Origin of the sequence: Schinkia azotoformans (genome assembly GCF_035811335.1) — a bacterium.
GTDB lineage: Bacteria > Bacillota > Bacilli > Bacillales > Bacillaceae_J > Schinkia > Schinkia azotoformans.
Map to the genome: position 1 here is coordinate 46,667 of NZ_JARSMD010000025.1, position 20,814 is coordinate 67,480.

Below are 20,814 nucleotides of genomic sequence, written 5' to 3' on the forward strand. Positions count from 1 at the left end.
CAGTAAAGAAAATTGCAAATATTTTTACGAAGGGAAAAGGAGAAAATGAATTTTGTTGATTTAATAAAAGAAAACTATATAGTTGCAATCATTCGAGGTATTGAAAAAAAGGATATCATTCCTGTTGCTGAAGCACTATATAAAGGGGGTATCAAGCTCGTAGAGGTCACCATGAATACAGATGGAGCAGTAGAAATGATTTCGATGTTAAATAAAAAATTCGGTAAAGAGTTATACATTGGGGCAGGAACAGTTCTTGACGTTGCAGAAGCAGAAAAAGCAATCGCCGCAGGTGCTAAGTATTTTGTTACTCCAAACGTAGATGAAGAGATTATCAGATATGCATTAGAGCATAATATCGGTATTCTTCCAGGAGTTATGACTCCTACAGAAGTTGTACAGGCGTATAAAGCTGGAGCGAAAATTGTTAAAGTGTTTCCAACCAGTATTTTAGGAAGTAGCTATATTAAAGAATTACAGGGGCCGTTATCCCATATTCCAATGGTTGCAGTGGGTGGAGTACGCCCTGAAAATGTCATTGATTTTATAAAAGCAGGGGCAGTTGGAATAGGAGTTGGTGGCAGTTTAATTGATAAAGCTGCGATTGCAAGCAGTAACTTTGAAAGTATTACTAAAAAAGCGGAATTATTGTTGCGGAAAATTAGGGAAGCTACAATCTAAAAATGTCGAAATTCAGATAGTGGATTTTCATCAATCGACATAATAAATTACTTTCCAATTCTATGATCTTTTAGTAATTGAAAGGGTAAAAGGTAAACAATTGTAAAATTTCAAGTGAAATTTTTTTGAATTTTATTTACAGCATCATCCATTTGGTGATATCATGACAATGTAAAGAAAAGTTATTACTTAGCTTTGTGAATATATTCACACTAATTTCACTAGATTTAAATAATTTATAATTATCTTATAATTTCATACTTTTTAATCTTTAAACAATTGTAATACTGCATAATAGAGTTATAATTGAAAAAAGAAAAGGTGTGTGACATGTTTGCACCTTACGTCGGTGTGCTGCCTACATCTTTCTACAAATTCTAGGGGAAAAGGTTGGTAGAAATGAGTAACAGGGAAACTAAAACAGACGTCATTTTAATTGGCGCCGGAGTCATGAGTGCTACTTTAGGAACGATCTTAAAAGAGATAGTACCAGAATGGGAGATTTCCGTATTTGAGAAACTAGCAAATGCAGGGGAGGAAAGCTCTAACGAATGGAATAATGCTGGAACCGGACATGCAGCTCTATGCGAGCTTAACTACACAGTTGAAAAGCCGGATGGATCTATTGATATTAGTAAAGCTATTAATATCAACGAACAGTTCCAGGTTTCAATGCAATTTTGGTCTTATCTTGTTAAGAACGGGTTGATAAATAATCCACACGAATTTATCATGCCGCTGCCCCACATGAGTTTAGTACAAGGGGAACAAAATGTCGAATTTTTAAAGAAAAGATTTGAAGCGCTATCAAAAAATCCATTATTCCAAGGGATGGAATTTTCAGATGACCCTAGCAAACTAATGGAATGGATTCCGCTTATTATGAATGGCCGTACACCAGATGAACCTATTGCTGCAACAAGAATCGAAACAGGAACGGATGTTAACTTTGGTGCTTTAACACGCATGCTGTTTGAACACTTAGAAAGTAAAAATGTTAATATAAACTATAATCATAGTGTTGATGATATTAAACGTACGAACGACGGTTTGTGGGAATTAAAAGTAAGAAATCTTGAAAAGGGTACAGTTGAACGCCATAGTGCAAAATTCGTCTTTATCGGAGGCGGGGGTGGTAGCCTACACTTACTACAAAAATCCGGCATCCCTGAAGGAAAGCATATTGGAGGATTTCCAGTAAGCGGACTATTTATGGTATGTAATAATCCGGAAGTTGTTGACCAACATCTTGGAAAAGTATATGGCAAAGCTAAAGTTGGTGCTCCACCGATGTCTGTACCACATCTTGATACAAGATATATAGATAATCAAAAATCATTGCTATTTGGACCATTTGCAGGCTTTACACCAAAATTCTTAAAAAATGGTTCTAATATGGATTTAATTACTTCAATTAAACCAGATAATCTGGTAACGATGTTGGCTGCAGGTGCAAAGAACGTTCCATTGACTAAATATTTGATCGAGCAGGTTATGTTATCAAAAGAAAAACGTATGGAAGAATTGCGCGAGTTTATCCCTGAAGCTAAAAGTGAAGATTGGGATATCGTTGTAGCTGGTCAACGTGTTCAGGTTATTAAAGATACTGAAGCTGGCGGTAAAGGAACACTTCAATTTGGTACTGAGGTAATAAATGCTGCTGATGGCTCAATCGCTGCATTACTAGGTGCATCACCAGGCGCTTCAACTGCAGTTCACGTTATGCTTCAAGTACTCAATAAGTGCTTCCCACAGCAAATGAAAGAGTGGGAACCAAAGATCAAGGAAATGATTCCTTCTTACGGGTTATCATTAATGAAAAATACAGAACTTCTAGATGAAATTCATGCTTCAACTGCTGAAACACTTGGTTTAACGGACAAAGAAGCTGTATATAGCGATAAAACGTTAGTTTTAGCTAATGCTTAAGATTGAATAAGTTTGTGCAATAATGTACAAGTTATTTACAAAAATTTCATAAACGTAAAGCAGAATGGAGAGGATCCTTCTGCTTTTTTCTGTGAGAAAAATTATTGTCGGTTGGTATGCCTGAACGAGCCTTTGCTCCTGCCTTTTGGAGCAACAGCGAAGAGAAGGTATGCCAATCGACTATTCTCATACTGGATTGGGAGTAGTCGCTCATGAGTGTTTTGTTATACTATAAGAAATTATAAAATTTTATGGATTATAGTATAAGAAAAGACATCGTAATTTGCCATTATGGGCAAATTACGTGTTTTTCTAATAATCAATGAAGAGTTGGTAAAAGGTGGTGGATGAATTGATTAATCGTGTAACAAAGAAATTGGAAGATGCTCTTCTAGATTGGGATTTGATGACGAAAACTTCAGGGGATGAAGGTGCGGATAACGCCGAAAGGTTTGAGATGCATTTTTATGAGTTCATTGATGAGCTAAAGGTATGGTTCCAAGGTTTACAACAGCCTCCAACCACCATGGAAGAGGCAGAAAATCTTGATGAAATCAAAGACATTATGGAACGTATACCTGCACCGCTTGAACTTAATTTTTATAATGAACTAGAGCTAATTATTGAGGGTAAAGACCAAGTGCGCTATGATTAATTTGGAATTACCTTAACAGTTATGGAAGCAATGGAATCATCTTTTGCTTCCATTTTATTTACATAAGTGATCATGGAGGGTTTTAAAATGAAAATTAATAATATTCTTGTGGCTGGCTTATATGAGGAGATCTTTCAAAAGCACATGCCTCAGACTATTTGTCAAAATTTCCGTTTTGTGGCTATTGATGAAATTACTGAAGTAGACTTGGAATGGGCTGATGCTTATGTTGGTTCTGCCCCTGCCTCCCATTTTGATCTTTCAAAACTTCAATGGGTTCATTCCTTTAATGCCGGTGTGAATAATTATTTAGCGATAGATGGCTGGGAAAAAAATAATGTGGTCCTTACTCGCACAATATGCACATTTGGGCAAAGAATTAGTGAGTACTGTTTAAGCTACATATTAAGAGATCTTCAACATCAAAAATATTTTGAGGAATTACAGGAAGAGAAAAAGTGGGTTCGTAATCCACCGGTTATGTTAAAAGACCAAGCCCTTGTCGTTTTTGGTACAGGCGAAATTGGACAAGAGGTAGCAAGGAGCTTTTCTTTTTTTGGAACGAATGTGTACGGCGTTTCTCAAAGTGGAGCGCAGAAAGAATATTTCCAAAAGGTTGTTACTACCACATCCGCTGCGACAATTTTACCTGAAGCTGATTGGGTGATAAGTACACTTCCTTTAACCAACGAAACAAAAGGACTCTTTAACAGTGAATTGTTCAGTCATTTTAATGATGCTGCTTTTATTAATGTAGGTAGAGGAGCAACGGTAGATGAAGGAGCCCTCATTGCTGCTTTGAATAATGGAAAGATCCGCAAAGCTGTTTTAGATGTCGTGACTATAGAACCATTACCAGATGGTTCACCATTATGGGTTCGAGAGGATGTCACTATCACTCCCCATATCTCAGCGATAACTGACCTAGATGAGGCTGTTACATGCTTCTTTGATACGTTGAAGAAAATTGAACAAAACGAGGCATTGCTAAATAAGGTGGATGTTTCGAAGGGGTATTAGGAGTAAACATTCATGTGGCAAGAAGAAATAGGTTCCCATAAAAAGAAAGTCACTTTACACTAATTGTGGGTGTAAAGTGACTTTCTATTAATAGAAATATTTTTTATCAATGTCTAATTAGATAATCAAAGGCCCCTAATGCTGCGATAGCGCCTGATCCCATTGAGACAATAATTTGCTTATATGGTGTATCGGTGCAGTCTCCAGCTGCAAATACCCCCGGAATATTCGTTGCACCATTTTTATCGATTATAATTTCACCATGTTTGTTAAGTTCGACGGTGCCCTCTAACCATTCAGTATTTGCAACATGGCCTATTTGAACAAATACTCCGTGCAACTCGATATGCTCCTCTTCATTTGTCTCACAATTGATGTAGGTAATACCGTTAACTTTATCAGTGCCAGTAATTTCTTTGATTTGAGCATTCTGGATGATGGTTACGTTTGGTAGACTCATAACACGATCTTGTAGAACGGGGTCCGCTCTTAGTACGGATCTAGCTAAAAGGGTTACATGTTTGACAATTCCCGCTAGGTCAATAGCTGCCTCAACTCCTGAATTTCCCCCGCCAATTACTGCTACATGTTTTCCTGCAAACAATGGACCATCGCAGTGAGCACAATAAGCAATACCTTTGTTTTTAAACTCTTCCTCACCAGGAACACCTGCATTGCGCCAGCGGGCACCTGTTGAGAGGATAACTGTTTTACTCTTTAGAACAGCACCGTTTTCCAGTTCAACTTCAATAAAATCTTTCTTTTCTATTCTTCTAGCACGCTGAAGGTTCATAATGTCAACGTCATATTCTTTCACATGTTCTTCAAGACTTGCCGCAAGCTTAGGACCCTCTGTATAATTCACACTGATAAAGTTTTCAATACCAAGTGTGTCCAAGATTTGACCACCAAAGCGGTCGGCTACAATTCCTGTTCGAATTCCTTTTCGTGCCGCATAAACAGCTGCACTGGCACCTGCGGGGCCTCCACCAACGATAAGCACATCAAATGGGTCTTTATTAGCAAATTCAGAAGCATCCGGAGTATTTCCGAGCTTTGCAAGAATTTCTTCTAATGACATACGGCCACTGCTAAAGAATTCTCCATTTAAATGAACGGTTGGTACAGCCATAATATTTTTACTTTCTACTTCTTCTTTAAATGCTGCTCCATCAATCATTGTATGCGTAATACTAGGATTTAAAAGACTCATCACATTAAAGGCTTGTACAACATCCGGGCAGTTGTGGCAGCTTAAGCTAGCATAGGTTTCAAAGCGATAGTTCCCTTTAATGTTTTTAATTTGATTGATTAATTTCTGATCCACCTTTGGAGCTCTACCACTTACTTGTAATAAAGCAAGCACCAAAGAGGTAAATTCGTGTCCAAGTGGAATCCCAGCAAATGTAATTCCAGTGTTTTCACCAATACGATTGATACTAAAACTAGGTGTTCTATCTAATGTTGTTTTCTCAACCTGTATTTTCGGAGACATGGCAGCCAATTCTTCAACTAAAGCTGTCATGTCGCGTGAAACATCATCGGCCCCAACACTCAAATTAATATGTACTTCACCTTCCATTAATTGTAGATATTGCTCTAATTGCGCTTTAATTTCATTATCTAAAATCATGGTCTTTCACTCCTTATACTTCCTTGAGTTAATTAAATTAATAAATTTTAAAATATTATTCACTTCTTATTTAGAATTATTATAATTATAAATTTATTATTATTTAAAGAGAGTAATTTGTCAACTAAAATCTTAGAAATCACTGGTAATTTTGCTTGTTTATGCGTTAATACAGAAAATAGAATATTATAAATATTCTCAAACAAGAGTTTATAGATGATAATCCTAGTTCATTAACTTTAGCTTGTTCGATTTTCAAGATTGTTCCTCCTTTTCAATTTGGAATCCGGGCTTTATATGAATTAAATTCTATTATATTAAAAAAATGTATGGAAATTCCCAAAATACGAATAATTACAAAGAAGCTTTTACTGAAATTTATTCAAATGAAAATCAATGCTATAATACTGGAAAACTACATAAAGGAATGAAAGTAGATGTGGCAAGAAGTAATTGAAATAGAAGGACCATATCAATTCGATAGGGTGATTGAGCGGCATGCAATAGATCCATTAAATCAAGTAGATTTACAAAAACGGTTGATTAAAGTTCCTATTTTAATAGAAGAAAAAAATCAATATATAGTAGAAGTAACGGGACTTGGTACAGTTAATAAGCCAGTTTTTAAACTAACAGGAAATAACTCAAAACAAAAGGAAGCACAAATTAAGAGGATATCTGAAATTTTCCAATGGAATACTTCTTTAAAACAGGTCAACCGCCATTTTCAACAAACAGATCTTCGTGATCTTTTTCAAGAGCATTTCGGAACACCACTGGTGCTTGATTTTGACCCTTTTAGCTGTCTAGTCAAGTGCATTATTCACCAGCAGTTAAATTTGTCTTTTTCCCATACTCTTACAGAACGTTTTGTTAAAACATTTGGTAACGAAATTGATGGTGTTTGGTTTTACCCTAATCCGGAAATTGTAGCGAACATAACGGTTGAGCAATTACGAGACATGCAATTTAGCAGCAGAAAAGGAGAATACGTGATTGGTATTGGAATAGCAGTTGCTGAGAGGGATTTGGAGTTTGAGGCATTGGCAAGGAAATCGGAAGAAGAGATTTTCAATGAATTAATCAAAATTCGTGGGATTGGCGCTTGGACGATTCAAAACTTCCTTTTGTTTGCCCTCGGGAGACCCAATCTTTTTCCAGCAACGGATATAGGTATTCAAAATGCTTTAAAGAAATTGTATAGGCTTGATAGAAAACCAACATTGGAAGAAATTGAACAATACAAACATAGGTGGGAGCCATATTTAAGCTACGCGGCATTATATTTGTGGCGAAGTATCGAATGAAATGAATAGTGCTTTGAAAGAATGGGGAGTGCCAACAGACCGTATCCATTTTGAATTTTTCGGTCCTGCAGCAGACATCGAAGAACAAACAACTGTTTTTTTCTTTTACATTTACTTTTTTATTTAATTATCTGTCTGCAAAATGGTAAAATTTACGCATAAGGGAGCTTTTTGATTCTTAAAATAACGTAGGGGGGCATTATTATGTCCATTAGAGTCAACGAAAAAGGCTTGGTTTATCTAGATGAAGAAACAATGACAGCAATTTTTGATTGTGTGTATGGTACGGATGGTGGAGGATTACGATCTTCGACAAAACAGTTGCTATGGGAACCGAAGTTTAGGGATTTTGTTAAAACCTTGAATGCACTTCAAGAGTATAATTATCGGTATCGAGCAGATCAAGTAATTGATTTATTTCCCATTTTTGATTCAACGATTGGACCATTTGAATTCAATTCGGAGGGAACAACATTATGGCTTGCAATGGGATTGGCAATAAAGGAGTTGTATGGGTTTAGAAGAAGTACATTGGAGGAATTGCTGAAATTAGTTAAAGTTAAGAAGTGAATATATACCTTATCTATTGGGGGTCTACTAAAGAAAAGTAGACTCCATAACTGCTATCGGACCACCGCTCTTTCCAAGGTACTTTTTTGCAAATGTATGTAATCAATTCCTATTTTAAGTGAAATTAACTATGATGACAAAAAATATTCTGTTATTTTACAAAAAAACCTCAAAAAACTCATGTTCCTTACGAATGGTTTTAAGTATGATATCTTTTCTATCATAATTACTATTCACCTTTGAATAACGAACCATGGGAGAGAACATGAATGTCAGAAGAATACAAATCTCGTCAAGAACGAATGCAAGCCGAAAAAATTAAACAAGCGCAGCAAAATACTAATAAAAAAACGCCTAAAATACAGTCCTTAATGAAAAAAGTGCTCATTGTCTGTCTTGTTCTAGGAATTGTATCAACTGGTGCAGGGGCTCTAACATTCGCCTCCATGATAAAGGATGTCCCAAATTTAGACGCTTCTAAACTAATAGACCCTCTTTCAACGAAATTCTACGATGTAAACGGAAACTTCATTTATGAGTATGGGAAAGAAAAGCGAACAAAAATTACGTATGATCAAATTCCAAAAGTGTTGGAACAAGCGTTTATTGCGACGGAGGATTCTAGATTTTACGAGCATCAAGGTATCGACATAAAAAGAACTGCTAAGGCGATTTTTGTGAACGTTACCGGCGATTTCGGCTCTCAAGGGGGCAGTACGATTACCCAACAAGTAATCAAAAACTCTTTTTTGACGCCAGAAAAAACGTTGAAGCGAAAGGTACAAGAATGGGATTTGGCCAATCAGTTGGAAAAGGAGTATTCGAAACAGGATATTTTAATGATGTATCTAAATAAAATATACTTGGGTAACCGCTCTTATGGGGTGGCAGCAGCAGCAAAGAACTATTATGGAATTGAAGAAAAGGATTTAAATAAAATGACGTTGGCACAAGCGGCCATGATAGCCGGATTGCCCCAGAGTCCGAATAATTATGATCCTACTAAACTGGAAAACATCGAGGCAGCTACCCAGCGCCGTAATATTGTCTTACGGTCAATGCTTCGGGAAGGTTATATATCAGAGAACCAAATGGAAGAAGCGTCTAAAGTTCCAGTTACGGATGGCCTTGTATCCAAGAATAATCAACAAAGTATGCCTTATGAAGCATTTTTAGATGCAGTTGCAAAAGAGGTAATGAGTAAATTGAGAGAAGTTGACATTAGCACGGATGGGTTATCTATTTATACAACCTTGGATCCTAAAGCGCAGGAATATGCTGAAAAAATGTTGAACACGGATGAGATTATTGCCTATCCAAATTCAAACTTTCAGGGAGCCTTCGTTTTTTTGGACACTACAACGGGTGAAGTTAGAGCAATTGGTAGCGGAAGAAACGACTATAAGGCGGAATTTCTAGGGCATAATTTTGCAATCGAAATGAAACGCCAACCGGGTTCGGTATTTAAACCGATTTTTGATTATGGTCCTGCCTTCGAACATTTGAAATGGTCAACTGGACATTTAATCGATGATCAAAAAACGACGTATTCAACAGGTGAACCAATTTCGAATTGGGATCGTCAATATCATGGAATCATGACTATACGAAAAGCCCTGCAAAACTCTTACAACATTCCGGCACTGCTCACATTAAGGGCGGTAGGGGAGGAGAAAGCAAAGACTTTCGCAGAACAACTAGGCATAACTTTTAAAAATGATAAAGTTTATGAATCCTACGCAATTGGAAGTAATACCGTGAGCCCATTGGAAATGGCAGGAGCTTACAGTGCTTTTGGAAATGGTGGGCAATACAGAAAACCGCACTTTGTTCAAAAAGTCGTATTTCCTGATGGAAAGGTTGTTAATTTTAATGAGGAGAAGCCCAAGCAGGTGATGGCGGATTATACTGCCTATATGGTGACAGATATGCTGCGTACGGTTGTAAATGATGGAACAGGTAAACTTGTGAAAGTACCGGGGCTTGATATCGCTGGAAAAACTGGGACAACAAACTTTGATGAAAAAACAGCGGCTCAATTTGGATACCCGGATAATGCAACCAATGATAGCTGGTTTGTTGGATATACACCGCAGTATACAATGGCAGTCTGGACCGGCTACACTGAGAACGGTCAGGGTAACTATATGACCGGTAATACAACGAAAATTGCACACTATATGTTCAAAGCGATGATGCAAACTTTTGGAACAGACGCATCCACTTTCCAGCAACCCGATAGTGTTTATAAAGTGAATAATGAACTTTATATAAAAGGTGTCAGTTCGGCAGAAATACCAATAATACCGAGTATTAACAAAGACAAAAATTGGTCTGAAAATGGAAAAATAAAATGGAAATATAGAGAAAAAGAATTGAAAGAAAAAGAATTGAAAGAAAAAGAGTGGAAAGAAAAAGAGTGGAAAGAAAAAAGAGACAAAGGGAAGGGAAAACATAAGCATGAGGATTAGAACGATTTGAAGCAAGGGCTGATGACACTCACAACAAATCGAATGAGTGTCATCATTTTTTTATTCATTTAGTTCAGATGCTAGAGTGTTCGCTTTTTGCAGCAGTTGGTCCCATTGTTGAAGGAAATTCTCAGGTGCTAGGGGTGGACTATAGAGATATCCCTGCACATGAGTACACTGTTTCTTTCGTAAAATGTCCATTTGTTCTGGCGTTTCTACTCCTTCCGCAATTACATCAAGCTGTAAATGTTGCGCCATCGAAATAATAGTGGATACAATCGTATCATCCTGTTCGTTTTCTGCAAGATCCCTGATAAACGATTGGTCTATTTTCAGGCGGTGAATCGGCAGATGTTTTAGGTAATTAAGGGAAGAATACCCTGTTCCAAAATCATCTATGGCAATTTTACATCCTAAATGTTTGAGATCTTGTAAGGTTTTTGATGCGTGTTCCATATTCATCATCATGCTTTCTGTAATCTCAAGCTCCAAATCCCCGGGTGGTAATCCTGTTTCTAGAAGAATTCCTTTCACCGTTTCGATTAAGTCTTGCGAATAAAATTGGCGAGAGGACAGGTTCACGGCAATTTGAAGGAATGAAAGCCCTTGATCGTGCCACTCTTTTATTTGTCTGCATGCTGTCCGAAGCACCCATTCTCCAATTGGGATAATAAGTCCAGTATTTTCGGCGATGGGGATAAATTCGGCTGGAGAAATGAAACCGTAGCTTGGATGGTGCCAACGAAGCAACGCTTCTACTCCTTGTATTTGACCGGTTCCAATATCTACCTGGGGTTGATAGACCAGACGAAGTTCATTTCTTTGCAAAGCATGATGCAAATGGTTTTCCAAAACAAGACGGTCGAATGCTTTGCCATCCATAGATGGTTGGTACATTTGAAAAGGAACCTGTTGTTGTTGTGCTTCCATAAGCGCCATGTTCGCGTGTTTTAAAAACTCGTCCACCTCAATTTTATTGTTATTATAAACAACACTACCTATAGTTACAGACACGTTTAGGAGAAGATTCTTAACCTGCAAAGGTTCGTTAATTCGACTTTGTATTTGTTTGCACACCGAGATCCACTCGTCTTCTTGATTCAAGCCAGGGTAAATAATTGCAAATTCATCCCCTGTAAGACGTCCAACAAATACATGGGATGGAAATTGTTCTTTTAGTCTGTCTGCAACCGATTTTAGGATTAAATCAGCGATGGAGTGCCCAAGAGCTTCGTTGCTTTGTTTAAATCGATCGACATCAAGAATCAGAAGTGTAAATGGTTTGTGACTTTGCATTTCCTGTGTCAGTTTTTCTTTTATGTAACGAAGATTAGGTAGTTTTGTTAAATCATCGTGGAACGCCATGTATTCAATTCTTTCTTGATATTCTTTCTGTTTTAAAATAGCCTTTTTTTGATTCTCTTTCATTATATTAAAATTTAATACCAATTCACCAATTTCATCCTTGCTTGTTATTTCAATCGGCTCTTGTGTATAGTCTCCACGGGCAATTAACTTTACCTGTTCTGCTACTTGGATAATGGGTTTCGTCATTTTTTTTGAAAACCACAGAATGACAATTACACCAGCAAGTAGTGAGATTCCTAGGGTAAACAACAATATATATAGTACACGATTCGCTCCGGCGTTAAAGTCGGGTAAATACGCCCCGGCACATACAATCCAATCCCAATTTGGATCCTTTTCCGCATAGGTGATTTTGGGGATATGTACATTAGGATTATCTGGCAAGGGCCATTCATAGGTGACAAACCCTCCACCGTTGTTGGCAGCCCTTACGACTTCTTTGGTTGAATAAACACCGTCCGTTGTCTTTATTTCCCATACATCCATTCCTTCAAAGTTTGGGTGTGCAAGTTCAACCCCTGCTGAATTTATAATAAATATAAAGCCGTGTTTTCCTAAGTTCAGGCGTGGATTGATAGGGCGATTCCCGTTCGCATCTTTTTTTCCCAAAATTGCTTCTTTGACTTGTTCCTGGGCATCCTCCAATAAAACCTTTCCTGTTTTTACTTGTTTATCTAATGCTTCAATCATTTCAATAGTCATCCGTACATCGGTTTGTAGGCTTTCAGCCCCAAGAGTTTTTAAACTATTTCTAGAAGATTGATAACCAATAATTCCAATTAATAGGCTCGGTACTGCTAGAAATAGTAAGGACATGATGATAAGTTTTATACGAATGGGCATTCTCTCGGAATCCTCCCTTGATTATCCAATTGATCCAACTACTTCTATTGTAACTTGCAAAAAGAATAATAGAAATAGTTAATAATTATCGTCTGGCGTCCAGTACATTCTGAATGTTTTTTATCCGTAACTTCAAACCGTGCCCCTAACCCTTCCCGCGCTATATGTAACGATTCGGATTCTTTTTTCCGTCGAATGGCAGGATAATTTCTTTAATTTGTCACATGTATTTTAACAATATATGAACCCTCTCCAATTGCAATTTCAAATTGTAGATAGGTATTTTAATATAAAAATAGATCGATCGATAAGCTTTTTCCATATGGAGAGTGTATGTAATATGACACAAATTGATGTACTTTATTCTAATTTTTATAAGGAACTATTCCTATATGTACAGAATAGGATGAAAGACCCTGATTTAACAGAGGAAATTGTCCAAGACATTTTTGTTAAAGTCTGTGAAAATAAAGAATTAATGAAAAATTTAAAAGGCGAACAAACAAAGGTTTGGCTTTTGAAAGTGGCTCGCAACCATTGCATCGATTATTGGAGAAAATCCCAAAAAACTAAGGAGGAAAGTGTGAAACGGGAATTTTTCCATTCTAGTATTCACTTTTTAGATGAAACGATAGAGAGAAAAATTTTTTCGGAAGAACTTAAGAACTTTCTTTTTAATATGTTAAAAAAGTTAAAAAAAAGTCATCAACAAGCCTTGTACCTCTTTGATATTCAACAATTTAGCTACAAAGAAAGTGCAAATCTTTTGGGAATCTCCGAAGAAGCATTTAGTTCTCTTATTAGGAGGGCAAGAAGGGCACTTCTTGAGCAAGTATTGAAAGAGTCAAACCCAGATGTTTTAAAGTTGCCATTAACAGGATATGAATTGAAAATGCTGCTTACATGGTTTGATATTACGGACTTTCCTTCTAATATAGAAGCGAAAATTTCATTGAAGACAAAAGACTTCTTTAATGGTTTCAACCAGAACTTTGACCCTTATAGACAAAAATGGTATCCGAAGGAATTGGAGGATTATTTACTCTCGTTTGTTCTTTTAAATAAAAGGATGATAGCTGCTGATTTTGGATGTGGAACAGGGACTCTTACTAAAAAGCTCAGTCCTAAAGTTTCAACAGTATATGCAGTTGATAATTCAAGGGAAATGTTAAACAAATTAGCAGGATCAGTATGCAAACGGGGCCAGGGGAATATTTATCCCTTGTATGCGGATGTATGTGAAGAAATGAACAAAATACAGGAATCCATTGATATTGGCTTTTGTTGTATGGTGCTTCATCATATTTTTAACCCGCAAACAGCATTAACAAATATTGCTAAGACTTTGGTTCCTGGAGGGAAACTCATTATCGCGGATCTTGTGTTTACAAATAAAAACTGGTTGTTCAAGGAAGCCCATGATTTCTGGTCTGGTTTTAAAGTAAGTCAGTTACGAAAATGGATTAAGGCGGCAGGTCTTGAAATTGTTGATATCAAAGAAAATCATTCCTATCATTTTCAGTTTATGAATCATGAAGATGAAAATGATTTAATTCAAGTCCCTCTACTATCTGCTTGTTGTGTAAAAAAATAATAATTCTATTAAGCTCTTTCAAGGGAGTGAACATGCATGAATATGGACAATGATCATGAAAATCTATTAAACAAAAAAATGACAAGAAGAACGTTATTAAAAGCAACTGGTACAGTGGGTGTTGCTACTGCTATCGGTGGTGGAAGCTATCAGCTTATTAAAGATGCGTTTGATGATCAAGCAAAAGCTTTTGGTGCTGAAATTGAAAGTTTTGAAACATTCCGTTCAAGTTGTTCAATGGAATGCTTGCATTGCAATTTAACGGCGTTTGTTAAGGATGGTAAGTTAATAAAGGTAGAAGCCAGTGAAGATTTTAATGTGAAAGGCTGTCTGCGGGGCGTTAGCCGCTCACAGTGGGTAAATAATCCTGATCGGTTAAAAATGCCCTTATTAAGAACCGGGAAAAAAGGTTCAGGCGAATTTAAAGAGATTTCATGGGAGGAAGCTTTAAGCTTAATCGAGGATAAAATAAAGGAAACGATGAAAACAATCGGTAATAAAGGCTTGCTGTTGGAGACAGCTTCGGGAAATATGGATGCGATTAAAAATTCTATAGCCGGCGCATTTTTTAATTTTCTCGGTGGAGCTACGCGTCCTGAAGGTTCGCTATGCTGTTCGGCAGTGGCTGCTGCGATGAACCCGATGGTGGGATTTCGTTACGTTGATACTCGTGATACGATTCGTGACAGTAAGTACATTATTTGTTGGGGAAACAATCCTGCTGTAACAATGCAGGCTTATTTTAAAGAATATGAAGAAGCAATGAAAAGTGGTGCAAGGCTTATTGTGATCGATCCACGTTTTAGTGAAACGGCTGCTAGAGCAGATGAATGGATCCCGATCGTTCCAAGTACAGACACCGCTCTTGCATTAGGAATGGTAAATATTATGATTCAGGAAAACTTAATTGATCGTCCTTTCCTAATTAACCATACTGGTGCGGTCTATTTGGTAGATGAAAAAGGAGGTCTGGTTCGCGAAAATTCAGAGGATCCAGATTCATATCTTGTGTATGATACGGAACGAAATGCACTTGTGCGACATGATGTCAGTGGGGTTAAGCCAGCTTTAAGCAAAGATGAAACAGAGCTTCCTAATGGATATAAAACAGTATTTGATTTAATAAAAGAAGAGGCTGCACAGTGGACGACGGAAAAGACGGAAAAAGAAACAGAGATTCCAAAAGGTACCATTATACGTTTAGCACGTGAGTATGCAATGAATAAACCTGCTATGATTATCCAAAATATGTCTGGTGCACAAAGGACAGAGTACGGTACTTATGTAGCAGCAAGTCAATTTTATCTGGCCTTGATTACAGGAAACATTGGAAAACCAGGTACTGGCGTCTGTGACGCTGGCGGAGTAACCCAATTTGTAAAAATAAATTCTCCTGTTGATGCACCAAAACCGACAGCGGAAATAAAGAATATACCAGTTGCCAAAATAGGAGAATCTGTTTTTAATAGTGATCCAACAGAAATAGGTTTTTGGTATATTATGACAACAAGTCCAATGACACAAATACCCAATACAAATATGGTACGGAAAGCTCTAGAAAAGGTTCCATTTGTCGTAGTTGCTGATAATTTGATGACATCAACAGCTCTTTATGCAGATTTAGTTTTACCAGTTACGACTATCTTTGAGGATACGAGTTTGATGGCAGGTATTCGTAGCCACTACATTCAATTAATGGAAAAGGCGGTAGAGCCACCAGGAGAGGCAAAGCCTGATTATTGGATTTTCACACAGTTAGCTAAGAGATTCGGTTTTGGAGAAGCTTTTGATAAACCGATAGAAGAGCTTATTCAAAATTGCTTAGTAGGAACAGGAATTACAATTGAGCAATTAAGGAAAGGACCGGTTAAGCCAGTGCCAACCCCATCAGTTCCTTTTAAAGATGGCCAATTCCGTACGTCAACAGGAAAGGCACACTTTTTCGTTGAAGATTGGGAGGCTAAGGGCTATAGTCCAATCGTCACCTATATTAGGGCCGATGAGTGTATTAAAAATAAGGATAATAAATTAGTGGAAAAATATCCGCTGATGGCTGTTCAGTATAAAATGCCTAGAAGTATTCATTCCAGTTTTAGCACACTGCCATGGTTAAATGAAGTACATCAAAGTCAACCGGAAACACTAATTCATCCGAATGATGCTAAAAAACGAGGAATCAAAAATGGCGATAAAGCAGTTGTCTATAATGATAGAGGGGAACACCGTGTCGTTGCAGTTGTAACTAGTCATATAAAAGAAGGAATCATAGGTTTGCAAAATGGATGGTGGGAGCAGCAAGGCGGAAGCAGTAGCCATGTTACAAATGATAAGGTTGAACCACTTGGAACGGGGCAAACATGTAATAATTCTCTTGTTGAGGTAAGGAAGGAGGGTTAAATATGACACAATATGGTTTTGTTATTAATCTACAGGATTGTTATGGATGTAAAACATGTGCGGTTGTTTGTAAATCAGAAAATCAGACTGCTAAAGGGGTGCAATGGAGGAGGGTAAGGGAACTTAGAACAGAGAATCCAAATACAATAAATTTCCTTTCAATGTCCTGCAATCATTGTGATGAGCCGCAATGTTTAAAGGTGTGCCCTGTTTCAGCCTATACAAAAAGGGACGACGGAATTGTCATTCAAGATCATGAACGATGCCTTGGATGTAGATCCTGTGTCATGGCATGCCCTTATTCTGCGCCGCAATACGACCCTGTTGAAAAAAAAGTAAGTAAATGTGATATGTGCGTAGATTTAGTCGATCAAGGACTTAAGCCAAAATGTGTGGAGCTTTGTCCAGGTAATGTTTTGAAGTTTGGTGATATTGAGGAGATTCGTGCTGAGTATGGTAATGATATTGACGTAATTGAGAGGCAGTATAATTTGCCATCTCATAAAATAAGCAAACCAAATGTTGTAATTATTGCGGCAAATTAGTAGAAAAGGAGGGCAAAAAAATGGATGCATATGAAATTCCTTTAGTGGTATTCACTGTTTTTATTCAATGGGCAGCAGGAATTGTAATAGCAATGGTTTTACTTGAGTTCTTAAAGCCCAAATTTATGGAGACAATTGGAAAAACGTCTTTAAAAAAATCGATGTATATAGCCTTTACGGTTTCAGTTATCGGAACCATTGCTTCAGTGTTTCACTTAGGAAATCCATTAAAAAGCTATACAAGTCTTCTTGGATCCTCACACTCTTGGTTAAGTAGAGAGATTATAACAGTAATCTTATTCAATGCATTATTACTACTATCAACATATATCTGGTGGAAAATGTCGGATAAGGCAAATTTAAGGAAGGGAATTGGCACACTAACTGCGGTCATGGGAATTATAACAGTGGTCGTTTCTGGAATGGTTTATTTTTCAATGACGTTGCACCCAGCATGGAATAATTGGACAACCTTTGCCAACTTTTTGCTAACGGGATTACTCCTTGGAGCCCTAACAGTTTCCTATTTCGCACTTAAAGGAAAAAACGATGAAAACGGTATGGGGGAGAATGTAACCAAAGTTTTAGGAAGTTATCTTGGGCTAATTGTAGTGGCCTTAGTTGTAACGATTGGAAGTTCTTTCATGGCATCAGGTAATACCAGTGAAACCACAGCAGTTGCCGCTGTCTCGGTATCTTCAGTTTTATTCTGGATTCGTATTATAAGTAGTTTATTAGTTCCGGCAACGTTAATTATTTATTTTGTTGTCGCGAAAAAGGTGGATATTGTAAACTACGTTTTAATGGCAGCGTGTTTTGTATTAATAGGAGAGTTATCTGGTAGAGCGATGTTCTACTACTCAGTTATGAAACAATATCCGTGGTTTTAAGAATCAGCCTGAATAGACTAAGCCTTATTTCAAAGGCTTAGTCTATTACTTTTAGGGAAATATATTGTCTTGGAAACAGTTTAAATGGCAATACTTGTTACTAAAAAGATTCTGGAAGTGGAATGAATTGAAGATTTTAAAGAAACGTTTACATATATTGGTTATTCTGATTTTAGTAGCCTTTTTTCTATCTTATTCAAACTCAAAAGCTAATGATCTGGAACAAACGATGAATGCAGAGCTTGATCAGTTTTTACAGCATGAGCCAACTTTAAAAGGAGGGCTTGTAGGAATTAGTATCCGATCTGCAAATACCGGTGAAATTATATTTGAGCACAATGGGGATACCCGTATGAGGCCAGCTTCAAATATGAAGAACCTAACTGCGGCAACTGCCTTATCGGCTTTAGGAGAAGGCTATCGGTTTAAAACTGAAGTCAGAACAAAAGGTAAGCGAGACGGAAGTACACTTAAAGGAAATCTATATCTTAAAGGCTATGGAGACCCAACACTATTAATAGAGGATCTTACCCAATTGGCAAAGAAAGTTGCCAGTTCGGGTATCACTGTTATTGATGGGGACCTTATAGCTGATGACAGCTGGTATGATGATGTTCGTTTGCCCCCTGATTTAGTATGGAGTGATGAATATGCTTACTATGGTTCTCAAGTTTCTGCGCTCACAATTTCACCGAATAAAGAATATGATTCTGGTACGATCCAGGTTAAGGTAACTCCAGGAAAAAGGATTGGGGAATCTGCGCAAATTCTACTATCACCTAAAACAAACTATGTAAAAGTCATCAATCAAACCATGACTATTGCACCAGATGGGAAAACGGAGCTGTCGATTGATCGAGAACATGGAACAAATATGATCATCGTGAAGGGGTTTATTCCTATTGGTGCGAAGACTAAAAAGGAATGGATAGCCGTCTGGGAGCCAACGCATTTTGTTCTTGATCTTTTTCAACAAGAATTAAAGAAACAAGGGATTAAACTTATGGGAGATTATAGAGTTGGTGAAACACCCCATGATGCTGATGTTCTTACTAGTCATCAATCCATCCCCTTGTCTGAACTTCTTGTACCATTTATGAAACTAAGTAATAACGGACACGCTGAAGTTTTAGTGAAGGAAATGGGGAAGGTAAAGAAAGGAGAGGGCAGTTGGGAAAAAGGAGTTGAAGTATTATATGAGGAACTTCCGAATTTAGGAGTGAATCCTAAAAATTTAGTAATTAGGGACGGTTCAGGAATTTCACATGTGAATTTAGTCCCAGCTAATGAAATTTCCATGCTTTTGTTTCATACGCAACAGCAAAAATGGTTTCCTGCATTTTTGGATTCATTGCCAGTTGCCGGTATTAGTGACAAGATGGTAGGTGGAACCTTGAGAAAAAGAATGCAAACCTTAAATGTTAAAGCAAAAACAGGCACTATTACTACTGTTTCTTCCTTATCCGGTTATGTCGAAACAAAAAAAGGGGAAACGCTTATTTTTTCCATTCTTATAAATAATCTTCTTGAGGATGATAACGGGAAAGTAATTGAGGACAAAATTGTTGAAATAATAGCAAATTATTAAAGAAACAGGAGAGGCGGTCGGTTCTCCTGTTTTTGTTTTTCACTTGTTTCAACGCGTATTACATGAGGAGACACAGAGATTATGATATATTTTTGATTAAACACTACACAAATAATGTAAACACACTCTGAAGGAGATAATTAAATGAATATAAAGTCAATTGAGCCAACTCCAAGTCCGAATTCAATGAAAATAATATTAGACCAAAAGCTTCAAGAGGGAAAACGTTATAATTTTACAAAAGAAAATATGAATCAAGCTCCTGAACAAATTAGGGAAATGTTAAAGGTTGAGGGTATTACATCAATCTTTCAGGTTACGGATTTTCTAGCTGTTGAAAGAAATCCACGGTACGAATGGCAGCCTATATTACAACAAGTAAGAGGAATTTTTGGAGAAAAAGCAGAAAAACCAAATGAAGAGATGGTTGAAAAAACAAATGTAGCATTTGGAGAAATAAAGGTTCTAGTACAATTTTTCAAAGGTATTCCAATACAAGTCAAATTATTAGATGGACAAGAGGAAAGACGATTTGGGATGCCGGACAAATTTAAAAAAGCTGCGGTGGATGCGGCTACAACAGAAAATATTGTGATGGAAAGAAAGTGGGTAGAGCAAGGGATTCGCTATGGAACTTTTGAAGAAATCGGAGAACAGGTTGTGGAGGAACTCTTAGCCGCGTATCCTGATGACCGCTTAGAAAATATTTTTAATCAAGCCAAAAATTCAACGGTGGAAGCGATAGAAACACAACTTAAAACAAAAGTGAAAATGGAAATAACCCCAGAAATGCTGGATGTACTGGATTGGAAAAAACGGTATGCTCTTTTAGAACAACTAGACCCTGAAGAAAAGGATATTCCGCTTTTAAAGAAGGCATTAAAGGATGAAAAAGCTTCTATCCGCAGACTGGCTGTCGTGTATTTTGGTATGATTGAATCGGAAAAAGTACTTCCTTATTTAGAGGATGCTGTTGTAAATGATTCTTCGGTTACAGTAAGAAGAACAGCAGGAGACTGTTTATCTGATATTGGGAATCCAAAAGCAATCCCGACAATGATTCATGCACTAAAGGATAAAAATAAGCTCGTGCGTTGGAGAGCAGCCATGTTCCTGTATGAAGTGGGAGATGAAACTGCAATCGAGGCATTACGTGAGGCTGAAAATGATCCTGAATTTGAAGTGGCTATGCAAGTAAAAATAGCTCTTGAACGGATTGAAGGTGGAAGAGCAGCAGAAGGCTCTGTGTGGAGACAAATGACGGAAAGCCGGAATAAAGAAGATAATTAGAGCCGGAGTTCCCGACCCTCTGTCCCAATGTTA

General features: G+C 37.3%; 16 protein-coding genes. 14 read left to right on the top strand and 2 right to left on the bottom strand.

All coding sequences use genetic code 11. From position 1 onward, the window contains the following. The first annotated feature begins 45 nt into the window (after nucleotides 1–45). From P9E47_RS15315 to P9E47_RS15330, 4 genes are all read left to right on the top strand, one after another. Nucleotides 46–681 (top strand): bifunctional 4-hydroxy-2-oxoglutarate aldolase/2-dehydro-3-deoxy-phosphogluconate aldolase, encoded by a 636-nt coding sequence (locus tag P9E47_RS15315; protein WP_003332259.1) that lies wholly within the window; start codon nucleotides 46–48, stop codon nucleotides 679–681. Nucleotides 682–1,080: 399 nt separating this feature from the next. Further along, nucleotides 1,081–2,610, top strand: coding sequence for a malate:quinone oxidoreductase (locus tag P9E47_RS15320; RefSeq protein WP_039957601.1), 1,530 nt, complete (start codon nucleotides 1,081–1,083; stop codon nucleotides 2,608–2,610). A 343-nt stretch (nucleotides 2,611–2,953) separates the two neighbouring features. Next, on the top strand, nucleotides 2,954–3,265 hold the full coding sequence (locus P9E47_RS15325; RefSeq protein ID WP_326163915.1) for a hypothetical protein: 312 nt from the start codon (nucleotides 2,954–2,956) through the stop codon (nucleotides 3,263–3,265). A gap of 87 nt (nucleotides 3,266–3,352) precedes the next feature. Next, a complete protein-coding gene (locus tag P9E47_RS15330; RefSeq protein WP_003332073.1) occupies nucleotides 3,353–4,285 on the top strand; it encodes a D-2-hydroxyacid dehydrogenase in 933 nt (310 codons plus the stop codon). A 106-nt stretch (nucleotides 4,286–4,391) separates the two neighbouring features. Here P9E47_RS15330 and ahpF read toward each other — a convergent pair whose 3' ends face one another. Further along, on the bottom strand, nucleotides 4,392–5,918 hold the full coding sequence (gene ahpF, locus P9E47_RS15335) for an alkyl hydroperoxide reductase subunit F (protein ID WP_003332072.1): 1,527 nt from the start codon (nucleotides 5,916–5,918) through the stop codon (nucleotides 4,392–4,394). A 437-nt stretch (nucleotides 5,919–6,355) separates the two neighbouring features. Here ahpF and P9E47_RS15340 point away from each other — a divergent pair, with 437 nt between their 5' ends. From P9E47_RS15340 to P9E47_RS15355, 4 genes are all read left to right on the top strand, one after another. Beyond that, nucleotides 6,356–7,225: a DNA-3-methyladenine glycosylase family protein gene (locus P9E47_RS15340; protein ID WP_003332071.1), complete on the top strand. Its 870-nt coding sequence runs from the start codon at nucleotides 6,356–6,358 to the stop codon at nucleotides 7,223–7,225. A gap of 1 nt (nucleotide 7,226) precedes the next feature. Then, the gene (locus P9E47_RS15345) at nucleotides 7,227–7,352 is read left to right on the top strand and encodes a hypothetical protein (protein WP_003332070.1); all 126 of its coding nucleotides are present in this window, start codon (nucleotides 7,227–7,229) and stop codon (nucleotides 7,350–7,352) included. Nucleotides 7,353–7,429: 77 nt separating this feature from the next. After that, entirely contained in the window at nucleotides 7,430–7,795 is a 366-nt protein-coding gene (locus P9E47_RS15350) for a hypothetical protein (protein ID WP_003332069.1), read from the top strand. A gap of 269 nt (nucleotides 7,796–8,064) precedes the next feature. Next, nucleotides 8,065–10,266: a transglycosylase domain-containing protein gene (locus tag P9E47_RS15355; protein WP_326163916.1), complete on the top strand. Its 2,202-nt coding sequence runs from the start codon at nucleotides 8,065–8,067 to the stop codon at nucleotides 10,264–10,266. A 60-nt stretch (nucleotides 10,267–10,326) separates the two neighbouring features. Here the strand turns inward: P9E47_RS15355 and P9E47_RS15360 are convergent, their stop codons facing one another. Next, nucleotides 10,327–12,477: an EAL domain-containing protein gene (locus tag P9E47_RS15360; RefSeq protein ID WP_003332067.1), complete on the bottom strand. Its 2,151-nt coding sequence runs from the start codon at nucleotides 12,475–12,477 to the stop codon at nucleotides 10,327–10,329. A gap of 340 nt (nucleotides 12,478–12,817) precedes the next feature. Between P9E47_RS15360 and P9E47_RS15365 the strand changes: the two genes are divergently transcribed. From P9E47_RS15365 to P9E47_RS15390, 6 genes are all read left to right on the top strand, one after another. After that, complete coding sequence (locus tag P9E47_RS15365) at nucleotides 12,818–14,071, top strand: sigma-70 family RNA polymerase sigma factor (RefSeq protein WP_003332066.1); 1,254 nt, start codon at nucleotides 12,818–12,820, stop codon at nucleotides 14,069–14,071. Nucleotides 14,072–14,107: 36 nt separating this feature from the next. Continuing rightward, complete coding sequence (locus tag P9E47_RS15370; RefSeq protein ID WP_003332065.1) at nucleotides 14,108–16,468, top strand: molybdopterin-containing oxidoreductase family protein; 2,361 nt, start codon at nucleotides 14,108–14,110, stop codon at nucleotides 16,466–16,468. A gap of 2 nt (nucleotides 16,469–16,470) precedes the next feature. After that, on the top strand, nucleotides 16,471–17,013 hold the full coding sequence (locus P9E47_RS15375) for a 4Fe-4S dicluster domain-containing protein (RefSeq protein WP_326163917.1): 543 nt from the start codon (nucleotides 16,471–16,473) through the stop codon (nucleotides 17,011–17,013). A 20-nt stretch (nucleotides 17,014–17,033) separates the two neighbouring features. Next, nucleotides 17,034–17,903, top strand: coding sequence for a dimethyl sulfoxide reductase anchor subunit family protein (locus P9E47_RS15380; protein ID WP_003332063.1), 870 nt, complete (start codon nucleotides 17,034–17,036; stop codon nucleotides 17,901–17,903). A 127-nt stretch (nucleotides 17,904–18,030) separates the two neighbouring features. Next, nucleotides 18,031–19,491: a D-alanyl-D-alanine carboxypeptidase/D-alanyl-D-alanine endopeptidase gene (gene dacB / locus P9E47_RS15385; protein ID WP_326163919.1), complete on the top strand. Its 1,461-nt coding sequence runs from the start codon at nucleotides 18,031–18,033 to the stop codon at nucleotides 19,489–19,491. Between the two features lie 144 nt (nucleotides 19,492–19,635). Further along, nucleotides 19,636–20,781 (top strand): conserved virulence factor C family protein, encoded by a 1,146-nt coding sequence (locus tag P9E47_RS15390; protein ID WP_326163921.1) that lies wholly within the window; start codon nucleotides 19,636–19,638, stop codon nucleotides 20,779–20,781. The last annotated feature ends 33 nt before the right edge of the window (nucleotides 20,782–20,814 follow it).